The organism is Pseudomonas sp. LBUM1678 (assembly GCF_059695575.1).
On sequence record NZ_CP166775.1, the window covers coordinates 3,337,407 to 3,356,775 of the forward strand.

Here is a 19,369-nt window from a genome sequence, read left to right on the forward strand (position 1 = left end):
GCGGTTTATCCAGCCTGCGTTCTTGCAGAGTGACGAGCTGCGTTGGAGGTCATATGAGCAATGTATCGTCCCTTGGCTTGTGGGTTCTCTTGTCGGTTTCATGCACCCAGGGTTGGGCTGCAACGGTCGTTCCGATGAAGGGGCAGAGTTCGCAACAGACCCAACTGGACATCAATGAATGCAACAGCATCGCGGCCAGCCAGGCTGCGTCGACGGCGCCGCCTCCCTCCGGAGGGCGTCTGAAAGGTGCTGCCGTGGGGGCCGCCGCCGGAGCGGCCGGGGCGCAAGTGCGTGGGAATCGGCATGACGAGGCTTATGACCGCGTCGATGACGACGTGAAGCAGGACTATCGGCAGAATCGCGCCAAAGAGACCGCTGCGGCGGGGGCGGTGGTCGGCGGTTCGCGACAGCGTCAGGAGCGCCGGGCACAAGAGAAAACCAGTACCGCGAACACTTCAACGGCGTACAGCAGTTGCCTGCAAGGCAAGGGCTATCAGGTTAATCCCTGAGCTTTTTGCGGCCGCTGCTCAAGCAGATAAACCATCAGGCAGGCATACAACGTGACGGCGAGGAACAAGCCCATGCGCACCGCAAACGCGGTGTATACGTCCTTGCCTGCGATGCTGTCCTGAACTGACTGGCCCAACAGGATAATCAGCGTAATCAACGTGTTGAGCCAGAACCCCGGGGTGAACCGGGTCGGGCTCAGGGCATACATCTTGCGCGCCAGCACCAGGCCGAACAACAGCATCCACAAATAGAACATCCACAGGTGCACAAACAGGCTGAGGGCGCTCCAGAACAGGATCGCCAACAAACCGGCGAGCAAGGTAGACCCGACGAGTTCACGACCGGCGTTGTGGGCGTTTGTGGTTGAGCTTTGCTGACCCAGGCTGACGGCCTTGAGGATGATCGGCAGATAGCCGGCCGGGTCAACCAGGGCCAGCAGAAACGTCGGCAACACGATCAGGGTTGCACGTAGCGCCACTCGGCTGACCTCTTCGGCGGGCAGGGGTGGCGCGGGTGGCGGGGAAGGGGCATTCGGCGGATCCGGGAATAGCCCGTGACTGAGCGCCACGACCGCAACGGCGAGCATCAGCCCCTTGACCAGGGCACCGATAACCAGCGCCGCCAGATCGAATTCGGCGACGCCGGCCGAGGAAATCATGGTCAGGCCAATCACCAGAAAGGTCACGATCAGGGCATTGCCGCCGCGCAAACCGAAACGGAACACCAGGAACAGACTCAGGCCGATCAGCAGTACGCCCGTGACGGGGTAATAACGCAGGATCGGAATCAACAACAGGCCGAGGCCCGTGGTCAACATCGCGGCCACTGCGAGCACCACGGCCGCTTTTAATGGCAACGGGCGATTGATCGAGGCCAGCAGGATCAGGCACAACACCGGCGCCAGAAAGGGGATCGGTAATCCCAGGCCAAAGCTGGCGGCGAGGCACAACGCCGTGCCGGTGGCGAGTCGCAGTGCGCGCTGTTCCCGGGGCGTATGTTTAGTAGGCATACGAAAGCCAGCTCATGAACCCCACAAACATCCGGCCCAGCGGGTTCAGCGGGTTGCCTTGGGTGGGGAAGGCCATGACTTCAGCCTGCCCGCCGGCACGAATGGCGCGGCTGTCCCGCAAGTTTTTTCTGGCGTCCTCGGAGAACTCGATAATCACCGGAAAACGCTGGGCCGGCCGCAGCCAGTCGCGGCTGTTTTGCACGCTGGGCAAGGTGCCGGGCGCAGGGGACAGGCCGACACTGACCCCGTAACCGACACTGCGCACACGTCCCTCGAACACTTCGCCCGGTAGCGCATCCAGTACGATCGCCACCGGCGTATCAACCTCCACCAGACCGAGGTTGTTTTCGGTCATGTCTGCGCTGATCCATACATCATGGATGGCAATCAGGGTCATGACCGCCCCACCGGCCGCGGCGAACTGCCCGGCGTCGGTGCGCAAATCGGTGATCAGCCCCGCCGAGCGTGCGCGAATCTGCGTGTTGGACAAATCCAGTTCGGCTTTCGACAGTGCCGTGGCGGCGCTGCGCAACAGGGCGTTGTCTTCCTCGCTGCCGCCTTCTTGCTCGCGCGCCCGTTGCACTTCGGCGCGGGCGGCAGCGACCTGACTGACCGCCTGTTCACGGTTGGCGCGAGACACTTCGAGCAAGCGTACGGAAATGGTGCCGGGGTCTTCGCGGTACAAGCCTTCGAGGCGCTGATTGTCCTGTTTCGCCTTGAGTTCGTTGGCCTGCGCGGCCCGCAAGTTGGCTTGTGCCGAGGCGATGCCGGCGGTGCTGGCGCCGATCTGTCGACGTGTCGATTCAAGGTCTGCGCGGGCGCGGTCGACGGCAATCTGGTACGGCTGCGGGTCCACCTCGAACAGCACGTCGCCGGCCTGGACGTCTTGATTGTTGCGCACGTTGACGCGGATCACCCGGCCGGCGACTTCCGAGGCGACCGGAATCACAAAGGCACCCACCCGCGCTTGTTGCGTATAGGGCGTGAAGCGATCGGCCGACAGGTACCACGCCAGGCTCAGGAGAATCAGGAGCAGCACCCATTTAATGCCTTTTTTCGCCGGGTCGGCGGCAGGCGCTGGCGGCTGGGGGGAGGGCGCCTCGGGGACAGGCTGCGCGGCTTCACTCATGGCTGTTTACCTTGTGGGGCAGGGGGGGCGGCGGGCTCGGTCAGCAGGTCGCCCCAGTCGGTGCGTTTTTCCATCTGCTGGCGGGTGGCTTGATCGACTTTGGGCTGGGCGCTGTACCAACCACCGCCCAGTGATTTGTACAGGGCAATCAGATTGCTCACGGCGTTGCTGCGGGCGACCAGGTAGTTGTCCTGTTGTTCGAGCAATGCGCGCTGTGCATCCAGCACGCGCTGAAAGTCCGAATAACCTTCGCGGTACTGCGCGCTGGCCAGCACCAGCGAGCGTTTGGCGGCGACTTCGGCCTCGCTCAGGATGCGTTCGCGCTCCAGCGATTTGATCAAGCCTGTGGCGGCATCGTCAGCTTCGCGCGCAGCCTGGCGGACTTTGTCGCGATACGTCTCGATCAGTTGCTGCAACCGCGCATCCTGGACGCGCACGTTGTTGCTGATCTGGCCATGGTCGAACAGGTTCCAGCGCAGGCTGGGGCCGCCGATCAGGTCCAGGCTTCTGGACGTACCGTTGAGGGTGTCAGCCGACCAGACGATGCTGCCGAGCAAGGTCAGTGACGGATAGAAATCACTTTCGGCCACGCCGATCAATGCCGACTGGGCAGCGACATTCAGCTCGGCGGCACGCACATCGGGCCGACGCAGCAGCAGATTGGCCGGTACATCCTGGAGCACGACGCGATCGACCAGCGGGATCAGCCCTTGGTTTTCCGCCACCTGCGGCAATGTACCGGGCGGTTGCCCGATCAGCACGGCCAACGCATTGCGGGTTCGTTGTAGCTGATCTTCGAGGGTGGGGATGGTGCTCAGCGTGCCGAGGTATTGGGTTTTGGCTTGTTGCAGGTCGAGTTCGGCTTGCTGGCCGCTGTTGAACAGCTTTTCGGTGATTTCAAAATTGCGTTTTTGCTGCTTGGCGTTCTCCCGGGCAACGCGCAATCGCGCCTCGGTGGTGCGCAACGAGAAGTAAGTGTCTGCGACCTGGGCGCGCAGCAACACCAGCACATCTTCATAGTTGGCCTGGGCCGAAAAGTAACTGGCGTCGGACGATTCAATGGCTCGGCTGAAACGCCCCCAGAAGTCCAGCTCCCAGCCAACGTCAAACCCGGCGCTGTATTGCCAGAAATGGCTGTCTTGTGGATTGGTGCCACCCGATTGCCGGCGGTTAAAGTACAAACTATCGGCGCTGGCTTGTTGCAATTGCGGGTAGAGCCCGCTTTGCGCAATGCCCAACTGGGCACGGGCTTCCATCACGCGCAGGCCGGCGATTTTCAGGCTGGAGTTATGGGCATCTGACTCGGCAATCAACTGATTGAGCAGCGGATCGTCGAAGGCCTCCCACCACTGGCGAATATCCGGGTACGTCCCGCGTTGGCTGGTGTGTTCAAGGGCGGCGGTGTTCCAGTGTTCGACCCAGGTTTCGCCCGGTGGCTGGAAATCCGGCCCCAGCCGCACGCAGCCACTCAGGCCAAGTACGCCGAACAGGAAGAGGTGGCCTGGCAGCCTCAGCAGGGAACGGCCTCGATGCATTGTGTATCGTCCAACCAGGGAAGGTCACTGGAGCATAGCCGTCCAAATGAGCAACCGACTGCTAAGCTTCTCAAGCACCCTCAAACCTTCTGCGATCACTTATAGGCAGGACACTCATGAGTAACCCCCAAGGTCAGGCTGAACCCCATTCCGCTGGTTGGCGCTTCAAAGTAGGCATCGCCATTATTTGTTTGATGTTGGGCTCGTGGCTGATGGTGCCGATCGCCGCGGCGCTCGACATTCCAGGCTCAAGAATCGCCGCGCTGACTGGCGTTTTGTTCATCAGTAACAAAGTCCTGCTGATCCTCGTCATCGCCGTCATGGGCAAGGCCGGGTTCCAGCAGTTGAAAAGCAAGCTGTTCGGTTACGTATCCGGCCTGGCGCCGTCCATGGATACCGAAGTGGGTCCGATCCGTCATCGGATCGGCATCGTGATGTTTTGTCTGCCGCTGATCTCAGCCTTTCTTGAACCCTACATCGACACATTCTGGCCTGGGCTCAGACCAAACCTGTGGCAACTGCAGGTGCTGGGCGACGCGATGCTGATCGGCAGCTTTTTTGTGCTGGGGGGCAATTTCTGGGAGAAGGTGCGGGCGTTGTTTATCCGCACAGCCCGGGTCGTCAGTCCCGATACTGTGTGAGTCTGGCCTTTATCGCGTAATGATCCCGTGATCGATCGCGTATTTGACCAGGGCCGCGGGTTTGTCGATGTTGAGTTTGCGACGGATGCTCAGGCGATGGGTTTCAACCGTACGCACGCTGATGTCCAGCTCGCGGGCCATTTCCTTGTTGTTCAGCCCTTGGGCCATCTTGTACAACACCTGGCTTTCACGGGGGGTGAGCTCGTTGTCGGTGCTTTTGTCGGCAATCAGCCGCTGGGCAATTTCGGCGCTGTAGAACGTTCCGCCACTGGCGATGGCTTCGATGGCCGCAATGATTTCCCGCGACGGTGAGTTTTTCAGCACATAGCCGCTGGCACCGGCGCGAACCGATTCACTCACGTATTCATAATTGTCGTACATGCTCAGCACCAACACCTTCAGCGCCGGGTACTGGCTGCGCAACACGCGGGTCAGTTCAAGCCCGTTCATGTCGCGCAGGCTGATGTCGACCAGCAACAAGTCTGGCTGGCAGCGCCCGACCATCTCGATGGCATCCGCGCCGCTCTCGGCTTCGCCCACCACTTCCAGGGGCGCCATGACCGCGAGCAGCGCTTTGATCCCGTCGCGGACCAGGGAGTGATCGTCGACCAGGGCGACGCGGATCGGGTAGGGCAGGTTCATCGCGGGTATTCACTCTTGTTGTAATGGGGTGAGTCAGCGTTTTGCGCCGGGCATTTTCATCGGCAGCAACACGTCCAGCTCACTTCTTCCGGGCATCGATATCAGGTCGAAACGCCCGCCAAAATGTTCGACACGCTCACGGATGTTACGCAGGCCAATACCCGCGTGGCGACGTTCGACCTGGGCGACGTTGAAACCGACACCGTCGTCGACCACCGTCAGCCGCACAGTTTCTCCCGACCCGTGCAGGGTAATCGAAACGTTTTTAGCCTGCGCGTGGCGTTCGATGTTGGTCAGGCCTTCTTGCACAATCCGGAACAGCGAAACCGCCGCGCCATCGACCAGATCACAGTCGAATTCATTGTCGTCGTAGGTCACGGTGAGGCCGCTGCGCTGCTCGAACTCTGCGGCGAGTTGGCCGATCGCCGCCGGCAGGCCCAGGGTATCGAGCAGTGACGAACGCAGGTCGTGAGAGAGGCTGCGTACCTCGCCAATCGCGTCGCCGAGGCGCGTCGTGGCATCTTTAAGCGTACTCAAGCCCTTGTCTCGCGCCTGGTCATTCTCCAGCAGCAGACTGGCCAGTTCGAACTGAAACTTGATGGAGACGAGCACCTGACTGATGCCGTCGTGCAGCTCCCGGGAAACCCGTGATCGCTCTTCTTCCTGGAGGCTGACGATCCGCTGGGTCAGGCGCTGAAGCTTTTTGTCCGCCAGACGATGCTCGCTGACGTTGAGCGTCATGCCGCTGGCGAAGACAAACAGCACGGCCACGAGGGCCACTGCGGCAATCGCCAGCATGGTCTTGCGAATGCCTTGAGCCACTTCGTCGCGCGCCTGTTGAGTGGCGCGTTCAACGTCTTCCAGGTAGATGCCGGTGCCGAGCATCCAGCCCCAACGATCCAGCATCACCACATAAGCGAGTTTGTCGGTCACCTGGCCAGAAGAGGGCTTGTTCCAGGCGTAGCGCTGAAAACCTTCACCGGACTGCGCACTTTTGAGCAGCGCCTGAATCACCGGCAAACCGTGCGGATCCTTCATGTCCCACAGGTATTTGCCCACCAGTTCGGACTGGCGCGCGTGCATCAGGCTGCGACCCTCGCGGTCATAGACGAAGAAGTAGCCGTTGATGCCGAAGCTGAGCTTGCGCAATTCTTCCAGCACTTGTTGCTGGGCGTGCTCGTCACCGTGGCCGTCGTCGTATAGCGGCGCAATCAGACTTTGCGCCATTTCCACGTAGTTTTTAAGTTCGGCACGCTTGCTGGCCAGAATGCTGTCTTCGATCAGTTGCGCCTGTTGATCGCCGAGTTGACGATTCAGGGAAATCACCAGCGCGCAGATCACAGCGATCGCCAACACCAGCGGCAGAATCCCGAGCGCGACGATTTTGTGTTTGAGCTGCATCTTGGCTCCTGACCGGACCGAGGGAAGGCGAAGGCCGGCATCATATGCCAAAGATACGCGCGCCCAGTAGCGGTGCTGGACGGAATGACCTGCGGCGTCCGCCAATCGTAAATACAAACCCCCTGTGGGAGCCAGCAGGCTGGCTCCCACAGGGGTATTGCATTTCAGCTGACAGATCGGTGGCATCTACGTAGAACTACGTAGGCGCCACGTACGTAGTAACGCGGATTTATTTGTAGACGGCATGCGGGGATATTGGGCCAGCTCCGCACCGCGGACACAATTATAAAAATTACCGCCGCAGTCACTGGCTGTCGGCAGGAGACACGCTATGCCCCGTCTGGCTAAACACCTTGCCTGGTTTGCCGTGGCTGTCCTGGGAGCGTTTGCGCTGAGTGTCGTGGCCCTGCGCCGCGGCGAAGCGATCAATGCCCTCTGGATCGTAGTCGCAGCAGTCGCTATCTACCTCGTCGCATACCGCTACTACAGCCTGTTCATCGCCACCAAGGTGATGCAACTCGACCCCAATCGTGCCACGCCCGCCGTCATCAATAATGATGGCCTGGACTACGTGCCGACCAACAAACATGTACTTTTCGGTCACCATTTCGCCGCCATTGCCGGCGCGGGTCCGCTGGTCGGTCCGGTATTGGCCGCACAGATGGGCTATCTGCCCGGCACGCTGTGGCTGATTGCCGGTGTGGTGCTGGCCGGTGCCGTTCAGGACTTCATGGTCCTGTTCATGTCCACCCGCCGCAACGGCCGCTCGCTGGGCGACATGGTCCGTGAGGAAATGGGCCGCATCCCCGGGACCATCGCGCTGTTTGGCTGCTTCCTGATCATGATCATCATCCTCGCGGTGCTGGCGTTGATCGTGGTGAAAGCCCTGGCCGAAAGCCCTTGGGGTATTTTCACGGTGATGGCGACCATCCCGATCGCGATGTTCATGGGCATTTACATGCGCTACATCCGCCCGGGCCGCATCGGTGAAATCTCGATTGTCGGCGTGCTGTTGCTGCTGGGTTCGATCTGGCTCGGTGGGCTGATCGCCGCTGATCCGGTCTGGGCCAAGGCCTTCACCTTCACCGGCATTCAGATCACCTGGATGTTGATTGGCTACGGTTTTGTCGCAGCGGTCTTGCCGGTGTGGCTGATTCTGGCCCCGCGTGATTACCTGTCGACCTTCCTGAAGATCGGCACCATCGTGGCCTTGGCGATCGGCATTCTGGTCACCATGCCCGACCTGAAAATGCCGGCACTGACCCAGTTCATCGACGGCACCGGTCCGGTGTGGAAAGGCGGCTTGTTCCCGTTCCTGTTCATCACCATCGCCTGTGGCGCGGTCTCGGGTTTCCATGCTCTGATTGCTTCCGGCACCACGCCGAAACTGTTGGCCAGCGAAGGCCATGCCCGTTACATCGGTTACGGCGGCATGTTGATGGAATCCTTCGTCGCCATCATGGCGATGGTCGCGGCTTCGGTCATCGAGCCGGGCGTTTATTTCGCCATGAACAGCCCGGCGGCGCTGGTCGGCTCGGATGCTGTTTCGGTTGCTCAGACGGTCAGCAGCTGGGGCTTTGCAATTACCCCGGAAGCGCTGCAAGCGGTGGCCAAGGACATCGGTGAAACCACCATCCTGGCACGTGCCGGTGGTGCGCCGACCCTGGCAGTCGGTATCGCGCAGATCCTGCACCACGTTCTGCCAGGTGAAAACACCATGGCGTTCTGGTACCACTTCGCGATTCTGTTTGAAGCGCTGTTCATCCTGACCGCAGTCGACGCCGGTACCCGTGCCGGACGGTTCATGCTGCAGGATTTGCTCGGCTCGTTCGTGCCATCCCTGAAGCGCACCGAATCCTGGACCGCTAACCTGATCGCAACCGCCGGTTGTGTGGCGATGTGGGGTTATCTGTTGTACCAGGGCGTGATCGACCCATTGGGCGGCATTAACACCTTGTGGCCACTGTTCGGCATCTCCAACCAGATGCTGGCCGGTATCGCGCTGATGTTGGCGACCGTTGTGCTGATCAAAATGAAACGCCAGCGTTATGTCTGGGTGACCATGTTGCCAGCGGTATGGCTGCTGATCTGCACCACCACCGCAGGCTTTATCAAGCTGTTCGATGCCAACCCTGCGATCGGTTTCCTGGCCTTGGCCAAGAAATACAGCGACGCGCTGGCCAACGGTCAGATCCTCGCTCCGGCCAAGAGCATCGACCAGATGCATCACGTGATTTACAACGCCTACACCAACGCAACGCTGACGGCGCTGTTCCTGCTGGTGGTCTTCAGCATCTTGTTCTTTGCGCTCAAGGTTGGCATTGCCGCTTGGGGCAGCAAAGAGCGTACGGATAAAGAAGCACCGTACCAGGCGCTGCCGCGACAAGCGTGACGGAGGAGGGCGCCCATGTTCAATGACTTGAGTCGTCTCGGCAAATACCTCGGTCAGGCCGCGCGCCTGATGGTCGGAATGCCCGACTACGACACCTACGTCGAACATATGCAGAGCAAACACCCGGACAAACCGGTGATGAGCTACGAGGTGTTCTTTCGGGAACGACAGGAAGCTCGTTACGGGAGCAAGGCTGGGCCAAAGTGTTGTTGATCTGCTGAGTCAGGTCATGATGTGAAGCAAAAACCTGTGGGAGCGAGCCTGCTCGCGATAGCGGACTATCAGTCAACATTGATGTTGAATGTTATGTCGCCATCGCGAGCAGGCTCGCTCCCACATTTGTTTTGTGTAGTTCTTTTTAACCATCGGCTGGAAGTCAGCCCACAGGAACAGACCCGCCGACTCGAGGCACGCATCAAGTTGGCACTAAAGCGAATAAAACGATTGAAAAAAACTTATATAAGCTTTAAACGGGAAGCTCACCGGCATACTGCTGGAAAATAATAAGTGCGTGCCGCCAGTTTTGGCTCAGGGAGCGCTGATGAGTGTTAGTCCATTGACCGACTCCCCGCGGCAATCGATTGATTGCGACGTTGTCGTCTCTCAACTAAAAGGTAGTTCGGATACTGTCGGTATGGCCTACGCAGGCAACGAAGACGCGGTCGAACGATTGCTGGCCTCTGCGCGTCACTGGGCCCACACCACCGCATGGGCGGTGTATCGCGCGGGTGAACAAATGCATTTGGTCGGGCAGGGCGACCCGCAGGTGAAGTGGCCCTCAAGCGTTGCGAATGAAGATTTTGAAGCCTTTTGCCGGACCCGGCGCTTGCACCGTTGGCCGACCGGTAGAGGTGAAAGTGTGCTGGGTTGGCTACTCGCGCCCGTCAACGATGCCGAGGAACCGGCGCTTACCGAGTTTGCCCGGTGCCTGGGCATACAGGTACAAACCAATACCCTTGCCCGTGCGCAAATCACTCAGCGTGTGCTGTATGAAATTACCTACCTGGCCAGTTCCACCCGCGACCGGTCGGTGTTTCTGGTGGGGGTTCACCGGCTGCTGGCGAGCCTGATCGACGCCGAGAATTTCTATCTCGCGCTATATGACCCGCACAGTGGCAAGATTGACTATCCGTATTACGTCGACATCATCGACGTTGATGCTGTGGAGTCCTCGCACTACGAATACCTTGATCCTACGCACCTGTCCTTGACCGGCCAGGTGCTGACCAGTGGCCAGCCGTTGCTGATCGACGCCGCCGGCATTCGCGCGGCCCAGGCCGACGGGCGTTTCTACTGCGTGGGTGATCGTCCCGAGTTCTGGATGGGCGCGCCGCTGAAAAATGCCTCGGATGAAGTGTTTGGCATGCTGGCGATGCAGGTCTACGACGTTTCCCGTACCTACAGCGCTGAAGACCGCGCGCTGTTTCTGGTGGTAGCCCGCCACGTGGCCATGGCGCTGGACCGGATTCTGCACCGAGAGGGCCTGGAAGCGACGGTGATGCGCCGCACCCAGGAGCTTTCGGCACTCAACGACGCATTGAGGCAGGAAGTGGCAGAGCGAGAGCGCGCGGAACATCTGCAAAGCGCGCTGTTCCAGATTGCTGAACTGTCGAGCCAGCCTGGCGACATGGCTGAACTTTTTCAAACCTTGCATGGCATCGTCGGTGATCTGCTGTTCGCGCAGAACTTCTACATCGCGCTATTCGACGACGCAACCGGTGAAGTGACCTTTCCTTATTATGTCGATGAGCGACAGACGACCTGCCCGGTGGCACGGCGTGGGCGCAGGGGCTTGACTGAGTACGTTATCCGTCAGCGTCGACCGTGCCTGATTGATCCCGGCGAGGCTGAACGATTATCTGCGCAGGATGAAATCGAACTGGCCGATGAATATGTCCGGTCCTACTCCTGGCTCGGCATTCCATTGTTCGATGGCGATGTGGTGCGTGGCGTGCTGGCGGTGCAAAGATATACCTCGCAGGTGCGCTATACCTTGCGTGACCAGGAACTGCTGACTTTCGTGTCGCGGCACATCGACACAGCGTTGTCGCGACGCACGGCCGCCGAAGCGATCCACGCCGCAAACCTCAAGCTCGAAGCCCGAGTGCAGAACCGCACCCGCGAGCTCGATCACGCCAATGCCAAGTTGCAACACGAAAACTCTCACGATGCGCTGACCGGGCTGCCGAATCGTACCTACCTGCAACAGCACCTCAATCAGGCCTGGTCGCGATTCGGCAGCGAAGGCGGGCACCTGGCGGTGATGTTCATCGACCTCGACCGTTTCAAAATGGTCAACGACAGCCTCGGCCACCATTTTGGCGATCTGCTGTTGATGCAGGCTGCCCACCGTTTGCGCAGTTGCCTGCGCGAGACTGACATGCTCGCGCGATTGGGGGGCGATGAATTTTCGGTGCTCGCTCCCGAGGCGCCACTGGACGTGGTGATCGAAATCGCCGAACGGATCCTGGTGGCGTTTGACCTTCCGTTTTTTATCAACGGCCATGAGGTTTTTTCGTCCTGCAGCATCGGCATTGTCAGTGCCGACAGTCAGTTCCATGACGAACCCGCCGACTTGCTGCGCGATGCCGACGCGGCGATGTATCGGGTCAAGAGTGCCGGTCGCGACAGCTACGCGGTGTTCAATCAGGAAGTGCGCCGCGAAGTCTCGGACCAGGTCGAGCGTGAAGGGGCCTTGCGCAATGCGCTTAAACGTACCGACGAACTGTTGCCGTATTTCCAGCCGATTGTCAGCGTCGAAAGTGGCGAACTGTTGGCCCTTGAAGCGCTGATCCGCTGGCATCAGCCGGGCGGCCGGGTAATCGCGCCGGGGGAGTTTTTGCCGAATGTCGAGGGTTTGCGTCTGATCGGTCGACTGGACCTGTACATGCTCACCAGCGTCGCCGTGATCCTCGCACAACCCCAGCACGCCAATTGGCCTGCGGTGCATGTCAATTGCTCCAGCTACAGCATGACGCGCCCGGACTTTGCCAGCGACGTGCTTGCACTGTTGGCGCAGCACCGGGTCGCGCCGTCGCGGATCTGCCTGGAGCTGACCGAAGGTGCATTGGTGGCTGAGCCGGCGATTGCCCGGCTGAACATGCAGCAGTTGGCCGACAACGGCATGTCTGTAGTGCTCGATGACTTCGGTGCAGGATTTTCATCCCTGAGCTACGTGCATCAATACCGTTTCAGCGGTTTGAAAATCGACAAGTCATTCATCCTCGAACTGACCACCAGCGCCCGCAGTCGCGCGATCGTGCGGGCAATCGTGCGGATGGCCGAATCGCTGGACCTCAGCGTGGTGGCCGAAGGTGTCGAGGATGAAGCGACACTTGTCTTGCTGCGCGAAATGGGGGCAGGGCAGGCCCAGGGTTATTATTTTGCCAAGCCGATGGGGTTAAAGGCGTTGTTGGAAACTTCGCTGGTGGGTCGCTAAGGTAGAGACCTTGCATATAACTAAACTAAACAGACATTTAGAATAGTTATAAGTTATAGATATATATAAGCTGATAGTCCCTTTATAAGGAAGGGCTCAATCCAGATGATCAATAATGTATTTAAAACACTCGATCCTGGTGCTGAAGCTCTGATTGCAGCACTGGATCTGGAGCCTCATACGGAAGGTGGTTTCTATCGCAGGACCTTCCAATCGGATCACCATGCCATGGTTGAAACTGATAGCGGCCCGCGCTACCTGATGACATCCATTTACTATTTGCTGACCAAAGATGCACCGACAGGTCATTTTCATCTCAACCAGTCAGACATCGTGCATTACTACCATTTGGGAGACGCGATTCAGTACAGCCTGATCTTTCCAGACGGCACATTGAAAACTGTGGTGATGGGCAGCGACGTTATCGCCGGACAATGTTTGCAGCTGCACGTACCGGGCGGTGTCTGGAAAGCTTCGCGGCTGTCAGATGGATTGGCGGGATACGGATTGATCAGTGAAGCGGTTTCACCAGGGTTTGATTATGCGGATATGGAATTGGGTCATCGGCAGAAGCTCGGCAAACGGTTCCCAGAGCATTCGGAGCTGATTGAAGGGCTGACACAAGAATGAGGGGCTGAGGTGAATTGAGCGCTTCAAAATCTGCGTGTAACCGGGCTAATCCCGAAACATCCTGTTACGTGTAATGTATATTATGTTAAATGATGTGTCTGTTGAGGAATTCCCATTGATGGATTCTCACCGTCATTAGCGTCAACAAAGCGTTACTTTTTTGAAACACTTCACAACCGCCGATCAGTAAAGTCCGGTTTTTTGACACTCCCCCGATATGCGGTCACAACTATTGCACTCCGCTGGGTCCTAACACGGTGGTCGTCGATGGAATATTGGCGTCTAGCGAGGTTCTTACCCGATACGGAGATAAGCTAATGATTTTCAATGTGCAAAATTTTGGCGCCAAAGGAGATGGCATCACAGACGACACGGCAGCGATACAAAGTGCGATTGATGCGGCGGCCGCTGCAGGCGGTGGCCAGGTGTATATGCCGACCGGGACCTATATTGTTTCGGGAGGTGAAGAACCCTCCGACGGCTGCCTGATGCTCAAGAGCAACGTCTATCTGTACGGCGACGGCATGGGCGATACCACCGTTAAGGTGGCTGACGGCTCCGACACCAAAATCACGGGGGTCATCCGCTCGGCCTATGGCGAAGAAACCCATGACTTTGGCGTCAGCAACCTCACTATCGACGGTAACCGCGACAACACCACCGGCAAGGTCGACGGTTGGTTCAATGGCTACATTCCCGGTCAGGAAGGTTACGACTCCAACGTCACCCTCGACAGCGTCGAGATCAAGGATTGCTCCGGGTACGGTTTCGACCCCCATGAGCAGACCGTCAACATGGTCATCAAGAACAGTGTGTCCCACGGCAATGGCCTGGACGGCTTCGTTGCGGACTTCCTTAGCGACAGCACCTTCGAAAACAACGTCGCCTACGACAATGACCGCCACGGTTTCAACGTCGTCACCAGCACCCACGACTTCACCCTCACCAACAACGTTGCCTACAACAATGGCGGCAATGGCATCGTGGTCCAGCGCGGCAGCGAGGACATCCCCTCCCCCAGCAACATCACCATCACCGGTGGTGAGGTGTACGGCAACGGCGCTGAAGGCGTGCTGGTCAAGCTGTCCAGCGATGTAACCGTCAGCGGTGTTGATATTCACGACAACGCCAGCGCCGGGATCCGCATCTACGGCAGCAACCATGTCGAGATCATCGACAACACGCTCAACAACAATTCTCTGGGCAACCCCGTACCGGAAATCATCATCCAGTCCTACGACGACACGCTGGGCGTGTCCGGCAAGTACTTCAACGGCAGCGACAACACAATCCAGGGCAACATCATCAGCGGCAGCAACCTGTCGACCTACGGTGTTGCAGAGCGCAATGAAGACGGCACCGATCGCAACGCCATCATTGGCAACACCATCAGCCATACCAGCAAAGGCGCCACACTTGTCTATGGTGACGGCAGTTACGTCAGCGCTACGGTGCCAATGACTACCGTGCAAGGCACGGCTGGGAACGACACTCTGCTGGGCAGCGCGGCCAGCGAAATTTTCTATGGTGCAGCCGGCAACGACACGATCAATGGCGGGGCCGGTGGCGACACTCTGGTGGGTGGTGCCGGCGTCGACAAACTCTCCGGCGGTACGGGTGCCGATACGTTTCGTTTCGTCGCCCAGTCCGACAGTTACCGCAATGCAACCGCAAGCTTCGATGACACCATTACCGACTTCGATGTCACCCAGGACAAGATCGACCTCGCCGGCCTTGGTTTCACCGGCCTGGGCAATGGCCGAGGCGGCACTTTGCAGGTCAGCTACAGCGCCAGCAACGACCGCACCTACATCAAGGACTACGATGCAGACGCCAGCGGTAATCGCTTCGAGTTGATTCTGTCGGGCAACCTGGCGAGCACCCTGACTGCCAGCAACTTCATTTTCAATCGGGTGGTCACCGGCACCAGCGGCAGCGACTCGCTGTTGGGTAGCGATTCGGCCGACACCCTGCTCGGCCTGGCGGGCAACGACAGCCTCAGCGGCGGTGCGGGCGACGACAAAATTGACGGCGGCGCCGGCATGGATACCCTTACCGGTGGCGCCGGGGCGGACACCTTTGTGTTCTCCAACCGCCTGGACAGTTACCGCAACTACAACACCGGCGGCGCCAACCTTGGCGACCTGATCACTGACTTCAATATCGCCGCCGACAAGATCGATCTCTCGGCCATGGGTTTCACCGGCCTGGGTGACGGCAAAAACAACACCGTGTACCTGGTGCTCAACACTGCCGGCACCAAGACTTACATCAAAACCCTGACCGCTGACGCCAATGGCAACCGTTTCGAGGTAGCGCTGGATGGCAATTATCTCGACAAGCTGACCAGCGCCAATTTTGTCTTTGCCACTTCTCCAACGGTCAACCACGCGCCGGTGGTGGCAACGGCGTTGCTGGATCAGAGCGCCACCGAAAACACCCCGTTCAGCTACGTCGTGCCGGCCACCAGTTTTACCGATGCGGATAACGACAGTCTCAGCTACACCGCCAAACTGGCCGATGGCAGCGCCCTGCCCGGTTGGCTAACCTTCGACGCCGCCGCCCGTACCTTCAGCGGCACGCCAAGCGACACGGCGTCGGGCACTTACGCCATACAGGTCACCGCGTCCGATGGCAGCAGTGCAACCGTCAGCGACAGTTTTACGCTGGCTGTACAGGACGTACCCGCCGCACCCACTGTGATCAATGGCACGCCGAACAACGACACGCTGACGGGCACCGCTGCCAACGAACAACTGTTCGGTGGCGCTGGTAACGACACCCTTAATGGCGGCGCCGGCAACGACATCCTGGTCGGCGGCGCCGGCGCGGACAAACTCACCGGCGGCGCGGGCGCCGATGTTTTCCGCTACACCTCAAAACTAGACAGCTACCGCACCGCTTCCACCAGTGTCAGTGACCAGATCCTCGATTTCGACGTGAACGCCGACAAAATCGATGTCTCGGCGCTCGGCTACACGGCCTTGGGCAATGGCCTGAATGGCACGCTGCAAGTGACCTACAGCGCTTCGAGCAACCGCACCTACCTCAAGGATCTCACTGCCGACGCCAATGGCAACCGTTTCGAAGTGTCGCTGGCGGGCAACCTGGTGAACAGCCTGACGGCCAGTCATTTTGTCTTCGCTGACCAGAACACCCCTAGCAATGTTGCGCCGGTGGTGGCCATCCCCCTCCTCGACCAGAACGCCACCGAAAGTTCGCCGTTCAACTACACCGTCACCCACGACAGTTTCACCGACGCCAACCAGGATGTGCTGACCTACACCGCGACCCTCGCCGACGGCAGCGCCCTGCCCGCTTGGCTGAGTTTCAACGCCACCAGCCTGGCATTCTCCGGCACGCCCATCAGCACGGCGTCGGGCAATTACAACGTCCTGGTCAAGGCCACCGATCCTTCTGGTGCTTCGGTCAGCGACAGCTTCGCCCTGGTGGTGGCCGATGCGCCCGCCAACACCATCACCGGCACCAACAACGCTGAAAGCCTCAACGGCACGGCGGGCGCCGACCTGATCCTCGGCCTCGGTGGCAACGACACCATCAAGGCCGGCACTGGCGTGGACATCGTCGACGGCGGCGGCGGACGCGATTCGCTGTACGGCGGCGACGGGGCCGACACCTTCCGCTACACCGACGTACTCGACAGTTACCGCGACTACGACGCCGGGGGTGTCACGGCGACCGACACGGTCTACGACTTCACCGCGGGCGTCGACAAGATCGACGTTTCAGCGCTGGGTTTTCTCGGCCTCGGCGATGGCAGCAATGGCACGCTGTACATGACCCTCAACGCGGCCGGCGACAAGACCTACATCAAATCCGCCGAGGCCGACGCCGATGGCAATCGCTTCGAAATCGCCCTCAACGGCAACTACCTCAACACCCTGACCGCCAGTGATTTCGTGTTCGGCGAGCGCGCCCAGCAAGACATCCTCTACCTGCCCACTCTCGGCCAATCCAATGCGCGCCTTTTGCGCATGACGGAGGACGACGATCAATCCGGCACCTCGATGCTGGTCAAAGACCTGGACCGCTACACCCCCTATGACGTGCGCAGCCAGTTCACCGACGCCGATGGCAATGGCATCGACATCGCGGTGGGTGGCAGCACGGTCAATGGCCTGTCGACCTTGGGCGCCGAGGAACTCAAGTTGTGCTGGTGGCTGACCGACACTAACCAACCCGGGCCTGCACTGTTACGTGCCGTGGCGTTGCTGCAGGACCAGCTCACCGAACTCAAATCCATCGATAACGTCACCATGGGCATCATCTGGGGCCAGGGCGAGGAAGCCGCCCAGGAGATCGGTCGCTCCGCGGATAAAGCCGCGGCTGCAGCGGCTTACAAGGCAGCGACCCTGAATGTGTTTGATTACCTGCACGCCCAGTTCGGCAACTTCAGTGTGTACATGATGGAAACCGGTCACTACGAGCAGGACGCCGCGCGTGCCCGTGGTTATTCGGAAGAGAAGATTGCCTCTATCGTCACGGGGGTTGGCTATGTCCGCGCCACCCAGGAGGCCATCGCCGCCGAGCGCGCCGACGTCAAGCTGGCGGTGGACTACACCGACCTGCCCTTGCGCTACGAAGTCGATCCGCTGGTGTATCCCGATGACGTCTGGCACCTGCACGAGGAATCAGCGGAAATCGTTGGCCAACGCCTGGCCGATTACATTGCCAATGACCTGGGCTTCCAGGGCAATCCCGACGACAACAACAGCGTGCAGGCCATTTTCGACAACGCTCAGAACCAGGGAGGGATGATTTCCGGCACAGATCAAGCGGATACCTTGGTGGGCAGCTCGGGCAACGACACACTGGATGGCGACTTGGGCGCCGACACGATGACAGGCGGCGATGGCAACGACATCTACGTGGTCGATAACGCGTTCGACAGTGTGGAGGAAACCAACACCTCAACCGCGCAGATCGATACCGTGCAGGCCTCGGTCAGTTGGACGCTAGGCGCCAATCTCGAGAATCTGGTGCTCACCGGCGTGTCGGAGATCGACGGCACCGGCAATGAGCGGCGCAACTTCATCACCGGCAATGCCGCCGACAACGTGCTCGATGGTGCCGCAGGGGCCGACAGCATGAGCGGTGGCGATGGTGACGACACCTACTATGTCGACAATGTCGACGACACCGCGATCGAGACCAACAGCAATACGGTGCCTGGAGGAATCGACAACGTGCACAGCAGCCTGGCGGCATATACCCTCGGCAGCAACGTCGAGAATCTGTATGTCGATAGCGCTGGAGCCGCCAATGGGACAGGCAATGCGCTGGACAACACGCTGTTCGCCGGTGCCGGCAACAATGTGCTGGATGGACGCGATGGCAACGACACAGTGTCCTTCGAGCGAGCCCTGGCGGGCGTAACTGTAAACCTGTCGACGTCTGCACAACAAAACACCGCGGGGTCCGGGCTCGACACCTTGAAATTCCTCGAAAACGTGACGGGAAGCGCCAACGCCGACAGTCTGTCGGGCAACAGCGCCGCGAATATCCTGGACGGTGGTGCCGGTAACGACACGCTGGTGGGTGGTTCGGGCGATGACCGACTGATCGGCGGCGCAGGCACCGACAACCTCACTGGCGGCACTGGCGCGGACACCTACGCGTTTGGTGCGCTGTCGGACATGGGCGTCGGGGCTTTACGCGATGTGATTAGCGGTTTCAAGACCACTGAGAGTGATCATCTGGATTTCACCAGCCTTGACGCCAACCCGCTGACCGCCACCGTCGACGCCTTCATGTTCATTGGCAGCAACGCCTTCGACCCCACAAACGCCACCGGCCAAATACGCTTTGCCGATGGCATCCTCTCCGGCAGCGTCAACGCCAACGTCACCCCCGAGTTCGAATTCGAGATGGTGGGCGTCAGGGAGCTGCAGGCCAGCGATTTCACAGCCTGACCTGATGTGAGGGAACCTGCTCGCGGTGACGGCGGTACATTCAGCATGGAAGCTGACTGACTGACTGACTGACCGCTATCGCGAGCAGGCTCGCTCCCGCAGGGAATT

12 protein-coding genes are annotated in these 19,369 nt (G+C 59.6%); 7 read left to right on the top strand and 5 right to left on the bottom strand.

The window, feature by feature from the left end; genetic code table 11:
- The first annotated feature begins 53 nt into the window (after nt 1-53).
- Nucleotides 54-509 (top strand): hypothetical protein, encoded by a 456-nt coding sequence (locus tag ACA070_RS15280; protein ID WP_497451850.1) that lies wholly within the window; start codon nt 54-56, stop codon nt 507-509.
- On the opposite strand, the gene ACA070_RS15285 is transcribed toward ACA070_RS15280, so the two are convergent.
- From ACA070_RS15285 to ACA070_RS15295, 3 genes are read right to left on the bottom strand one after another with little or no spacing between them, the layout of a single operon-like run.
- Entirely contained in the window at nt 494-1,519 is a 1,026-nt protein-coding gene (locus ACA070_RS15285; RefSeq protein ID WP_497451851.1) for a DUF2955 domain-containing protein, read from the bottom strand. The genes ACA070_RS15280 and ACA070_RS15285 overlap by 16 nt on opposite strands.
- The gene (locus tag ACA070_RS15290) at nt 1,509-2,648 is read right to left on the bottom strand and encodes an HlyD family secretion protein (protein ID WP_497451852.1); all 1,140 of its coding nucleotides are present in this window, start codon (nt 2,646-2,648) and stop codon (nt 1,509-1,511) included. The genes ACA070_RS15285 and ACA070_RS15290 overlap by 11 nt, the downstream gene beginning before the upstream one ends.
- Complete coding sequence (locus ACA070_RS15295) at nt 2,645-4,183, bottom strand: efflux transporter outer membrane subunit (protein WP_497451853.1); 1,539 nt, start codon at nt 4,181-4,183, stop codon at nt 2,645-2,647. Before ACA070_RS15295 ends, ACA070_RS15290 begins: the two co-directional genes overlap by 4 nt.
- 116 nt (nt 4,184-4,299) lie before the next feature.
- Here ACA070_RS15295 and ACA070_RS15300 point away from each other — a divergent pair, with 116 nt between their 5' ends.
- Entirely contained in the window at nt 4,300-4,824 is a 525-nt protein-coding gene (locus ACA070_RS15300) for a transporter suffix domain-containing protein (RefSeq protein ID WP_497451854.1), read from the top strand.
- Between the two features lie 9 nt (nt 4,825-4,833).
- On the opposite strand, the gene ACA070_RS15305 is transcribed toward ACA070_RS15300, so the two are convergent.
- Together ACA070_RS15305 and ACA070_RS15310 are read right to left on the bottom strand one after the other, a co-directional pair.
- Nucleotides 4,834-5,466: a response regulator gene (locus ACA070_RS15305; protein WP_497451855.1), complete on the bottom strand. Its 633-nt coding sequence runs from the start codon at nt 5,464-5,466 to the stop codon at nt 4,834-4,836.
- A gap of 33 nt (nt 5,467-5,499) precedes the next feature.
- Nucleotides 5,500-6,867, bottom strand: coding sequence for a cache domain-containing protein (locus ACA070_RS15310; RefSeq protein ID WP_497451856.1), 1,368 nt, complete (start codon nt 6,865-6,867; stop codon nt 5,500-5,502).
- Between the two features lie 331 nt (nt 6,868-7,198).
- Here ACA070_RS15310 and ACA070_RS15315 point away from each other — a divergent pair, with 331 nt between their 5' ends.
- From ACA070_RS15315 to ACA070_RS15335, 5 genes are all read left to right on the top strand, one after another.
- Nucleotides 7,199-9,259: a carbon starvation CstA family protein gene (locus tag ACA070_RS15315; RefSeq protein WP_497451857.1), complete on the top strand. Its 2,061-nt coding sequence runs from the start codon at nt 7,199-7,201 to the stop codon at nt 9,257-9,259.
- 15 nt (nt 9,260-9,274) lie between these two features.
- Nucleotides 9,275-9,472: a YbdD/YjiX family protein gene (locus tag ACA070_RS15320; RefSeq protein ID WP_109631600.1), complete on the top strand. Its 198-nt coding sequence runs from the start codon at nt 9,275-9,277 to the stop codon at nt 9,470-9,472.
- 328 nt (nt 9,473-9,800) lie between these two features.
- On the top strand, nt 9,801-12,698 hold the full coding sequence (locus ACA070_RS15325) for a sensor domain-containing phosphodiesterase (RefSeq protein ID WP_497451858.1): 2,898 nt from the start codon (nt 9,801-9,803) through the stop codon (nt 12,696-12,698).
- A gap of 105 nt (nt 12,699-12,803) precedes the next feature.
- On the top strand, nt 12,804-13,328 hold the full coding sequence (locus tag ACA070_RS15330) for a cupin domain-containing protein (protein WP_497451859.1): 525 nt from the start codon (nt 12,804-12,806) through the stop codon (nt 13,326-13,328).
- Between the two features lie 317 nt (nt 13,329-13,645).
- Nucleotides 13,646-19,261 (top strand): putative Ig domain-containing protein, encoded by a 5,616-nt coding sequence (locus tag ACA070_RS15335; RefSeq protein ID WP_497451860.1) that lies wholly within the window; start codon nt 13,646-13,648, stop codon nt 19,259-19,261.
- The last annotated feature ends 108 nt before the right edge of the window (nt 19,262-19,369 follow it).

What these genes read in the sequence shown, in the direction of transcription:
- ACA070_RS15280 (WP_497451850.1), top strand. Translation starts at nt 54, where the DNA reads ATGAGCAATGTATCGTCCCTTGGCTTGTGGGTTCTCTTGTCGGTTTCA.
- ACA070_RS15285 (WP_497451851.1), bottom strand. Translation starts at nt 1,519, where the DNA reads ATGCCTACTAAACATACGCCCCGGGAACAGCGCGCACTGCGACTCGCC.
- ACA070_RS15290 (WP_497451852.1), bottom strand. Translation starts at nt 2,648, where the DNA reads ATGAGTGAAGCCGCGCAGCCTGTCCCCGAGGCGCCCTCCCCCCAGCCG.
- ACA070_RS15295 (WP_497451853.1), bottom strand. Translation starts at nt 4,183, where the DNA reads ATGCATCGAGGCCGTTCCCTGCTGAGGCTGCCAGGCCACCTCTTCCTG.
- ACA070_RS15300 (WP_497451854.1), top strand. Translation starts at nt 4,300, where the DNA reads ATGAGTAACCCCCAAGGTCAGGCTGAACCCCATTCCGCTGGTTGGCGC.
- ACA070_RS15305 (WP_497451855.1), bottom strand. Translation starts at nt 5,466, where the DNA reads ATGAACCTGCCCTACCCGATCCGCGTCGCCCTGGTCGACGATCACTCC.
- ACA070_RS15310 (WP_497451856.1), bottom strand. Translation starts at nt 6,867, where the DNA reads ATGCAGCTCAAACACAAAATCGTCGCGCTCGGGATTCTGCCGCTGGTG.
- ACA070_RS15315 (WP_497451857.1), top strand. Translation starts at nt 7,199, where the DNA reads ATGCCCCGTCTGGCTAAACACCTTGCCTGGTTTGCCGTGGCTGTCCTG.
- ACA070_RS15320 (WP_109631600.1), top strand. Translation starts at nt 9,275, where the DNA reads ATGTTCAATGACTTGAGTCGTCTCGGCAAATACCTCGGTCAGGCCGCG.
- ACA070_RS15325 (WP_497451858.1), top strand. Translation starts at nt 9,801, where the DNA reads ATGAGTGTTAGTCCATTGACCGACTCCCCGCGGCAATCGATTGATTGC.
- ACA070_RS15330 (WP_497451859.1), top strand. Translation starts at nt 12,804, where the DNA reads ATGATCAATAATGTATTTAAAACACTCGATCCTGGTGCTGAAGCTCTG.
- ACA070_RS15335 (WP_497451860.1), top strand. Translation starts at nt 13,646, where the DNA reads ATGATTTTCAATGTGCAAAATTTTGGCGCCAAAGGAGATGGCATCACA.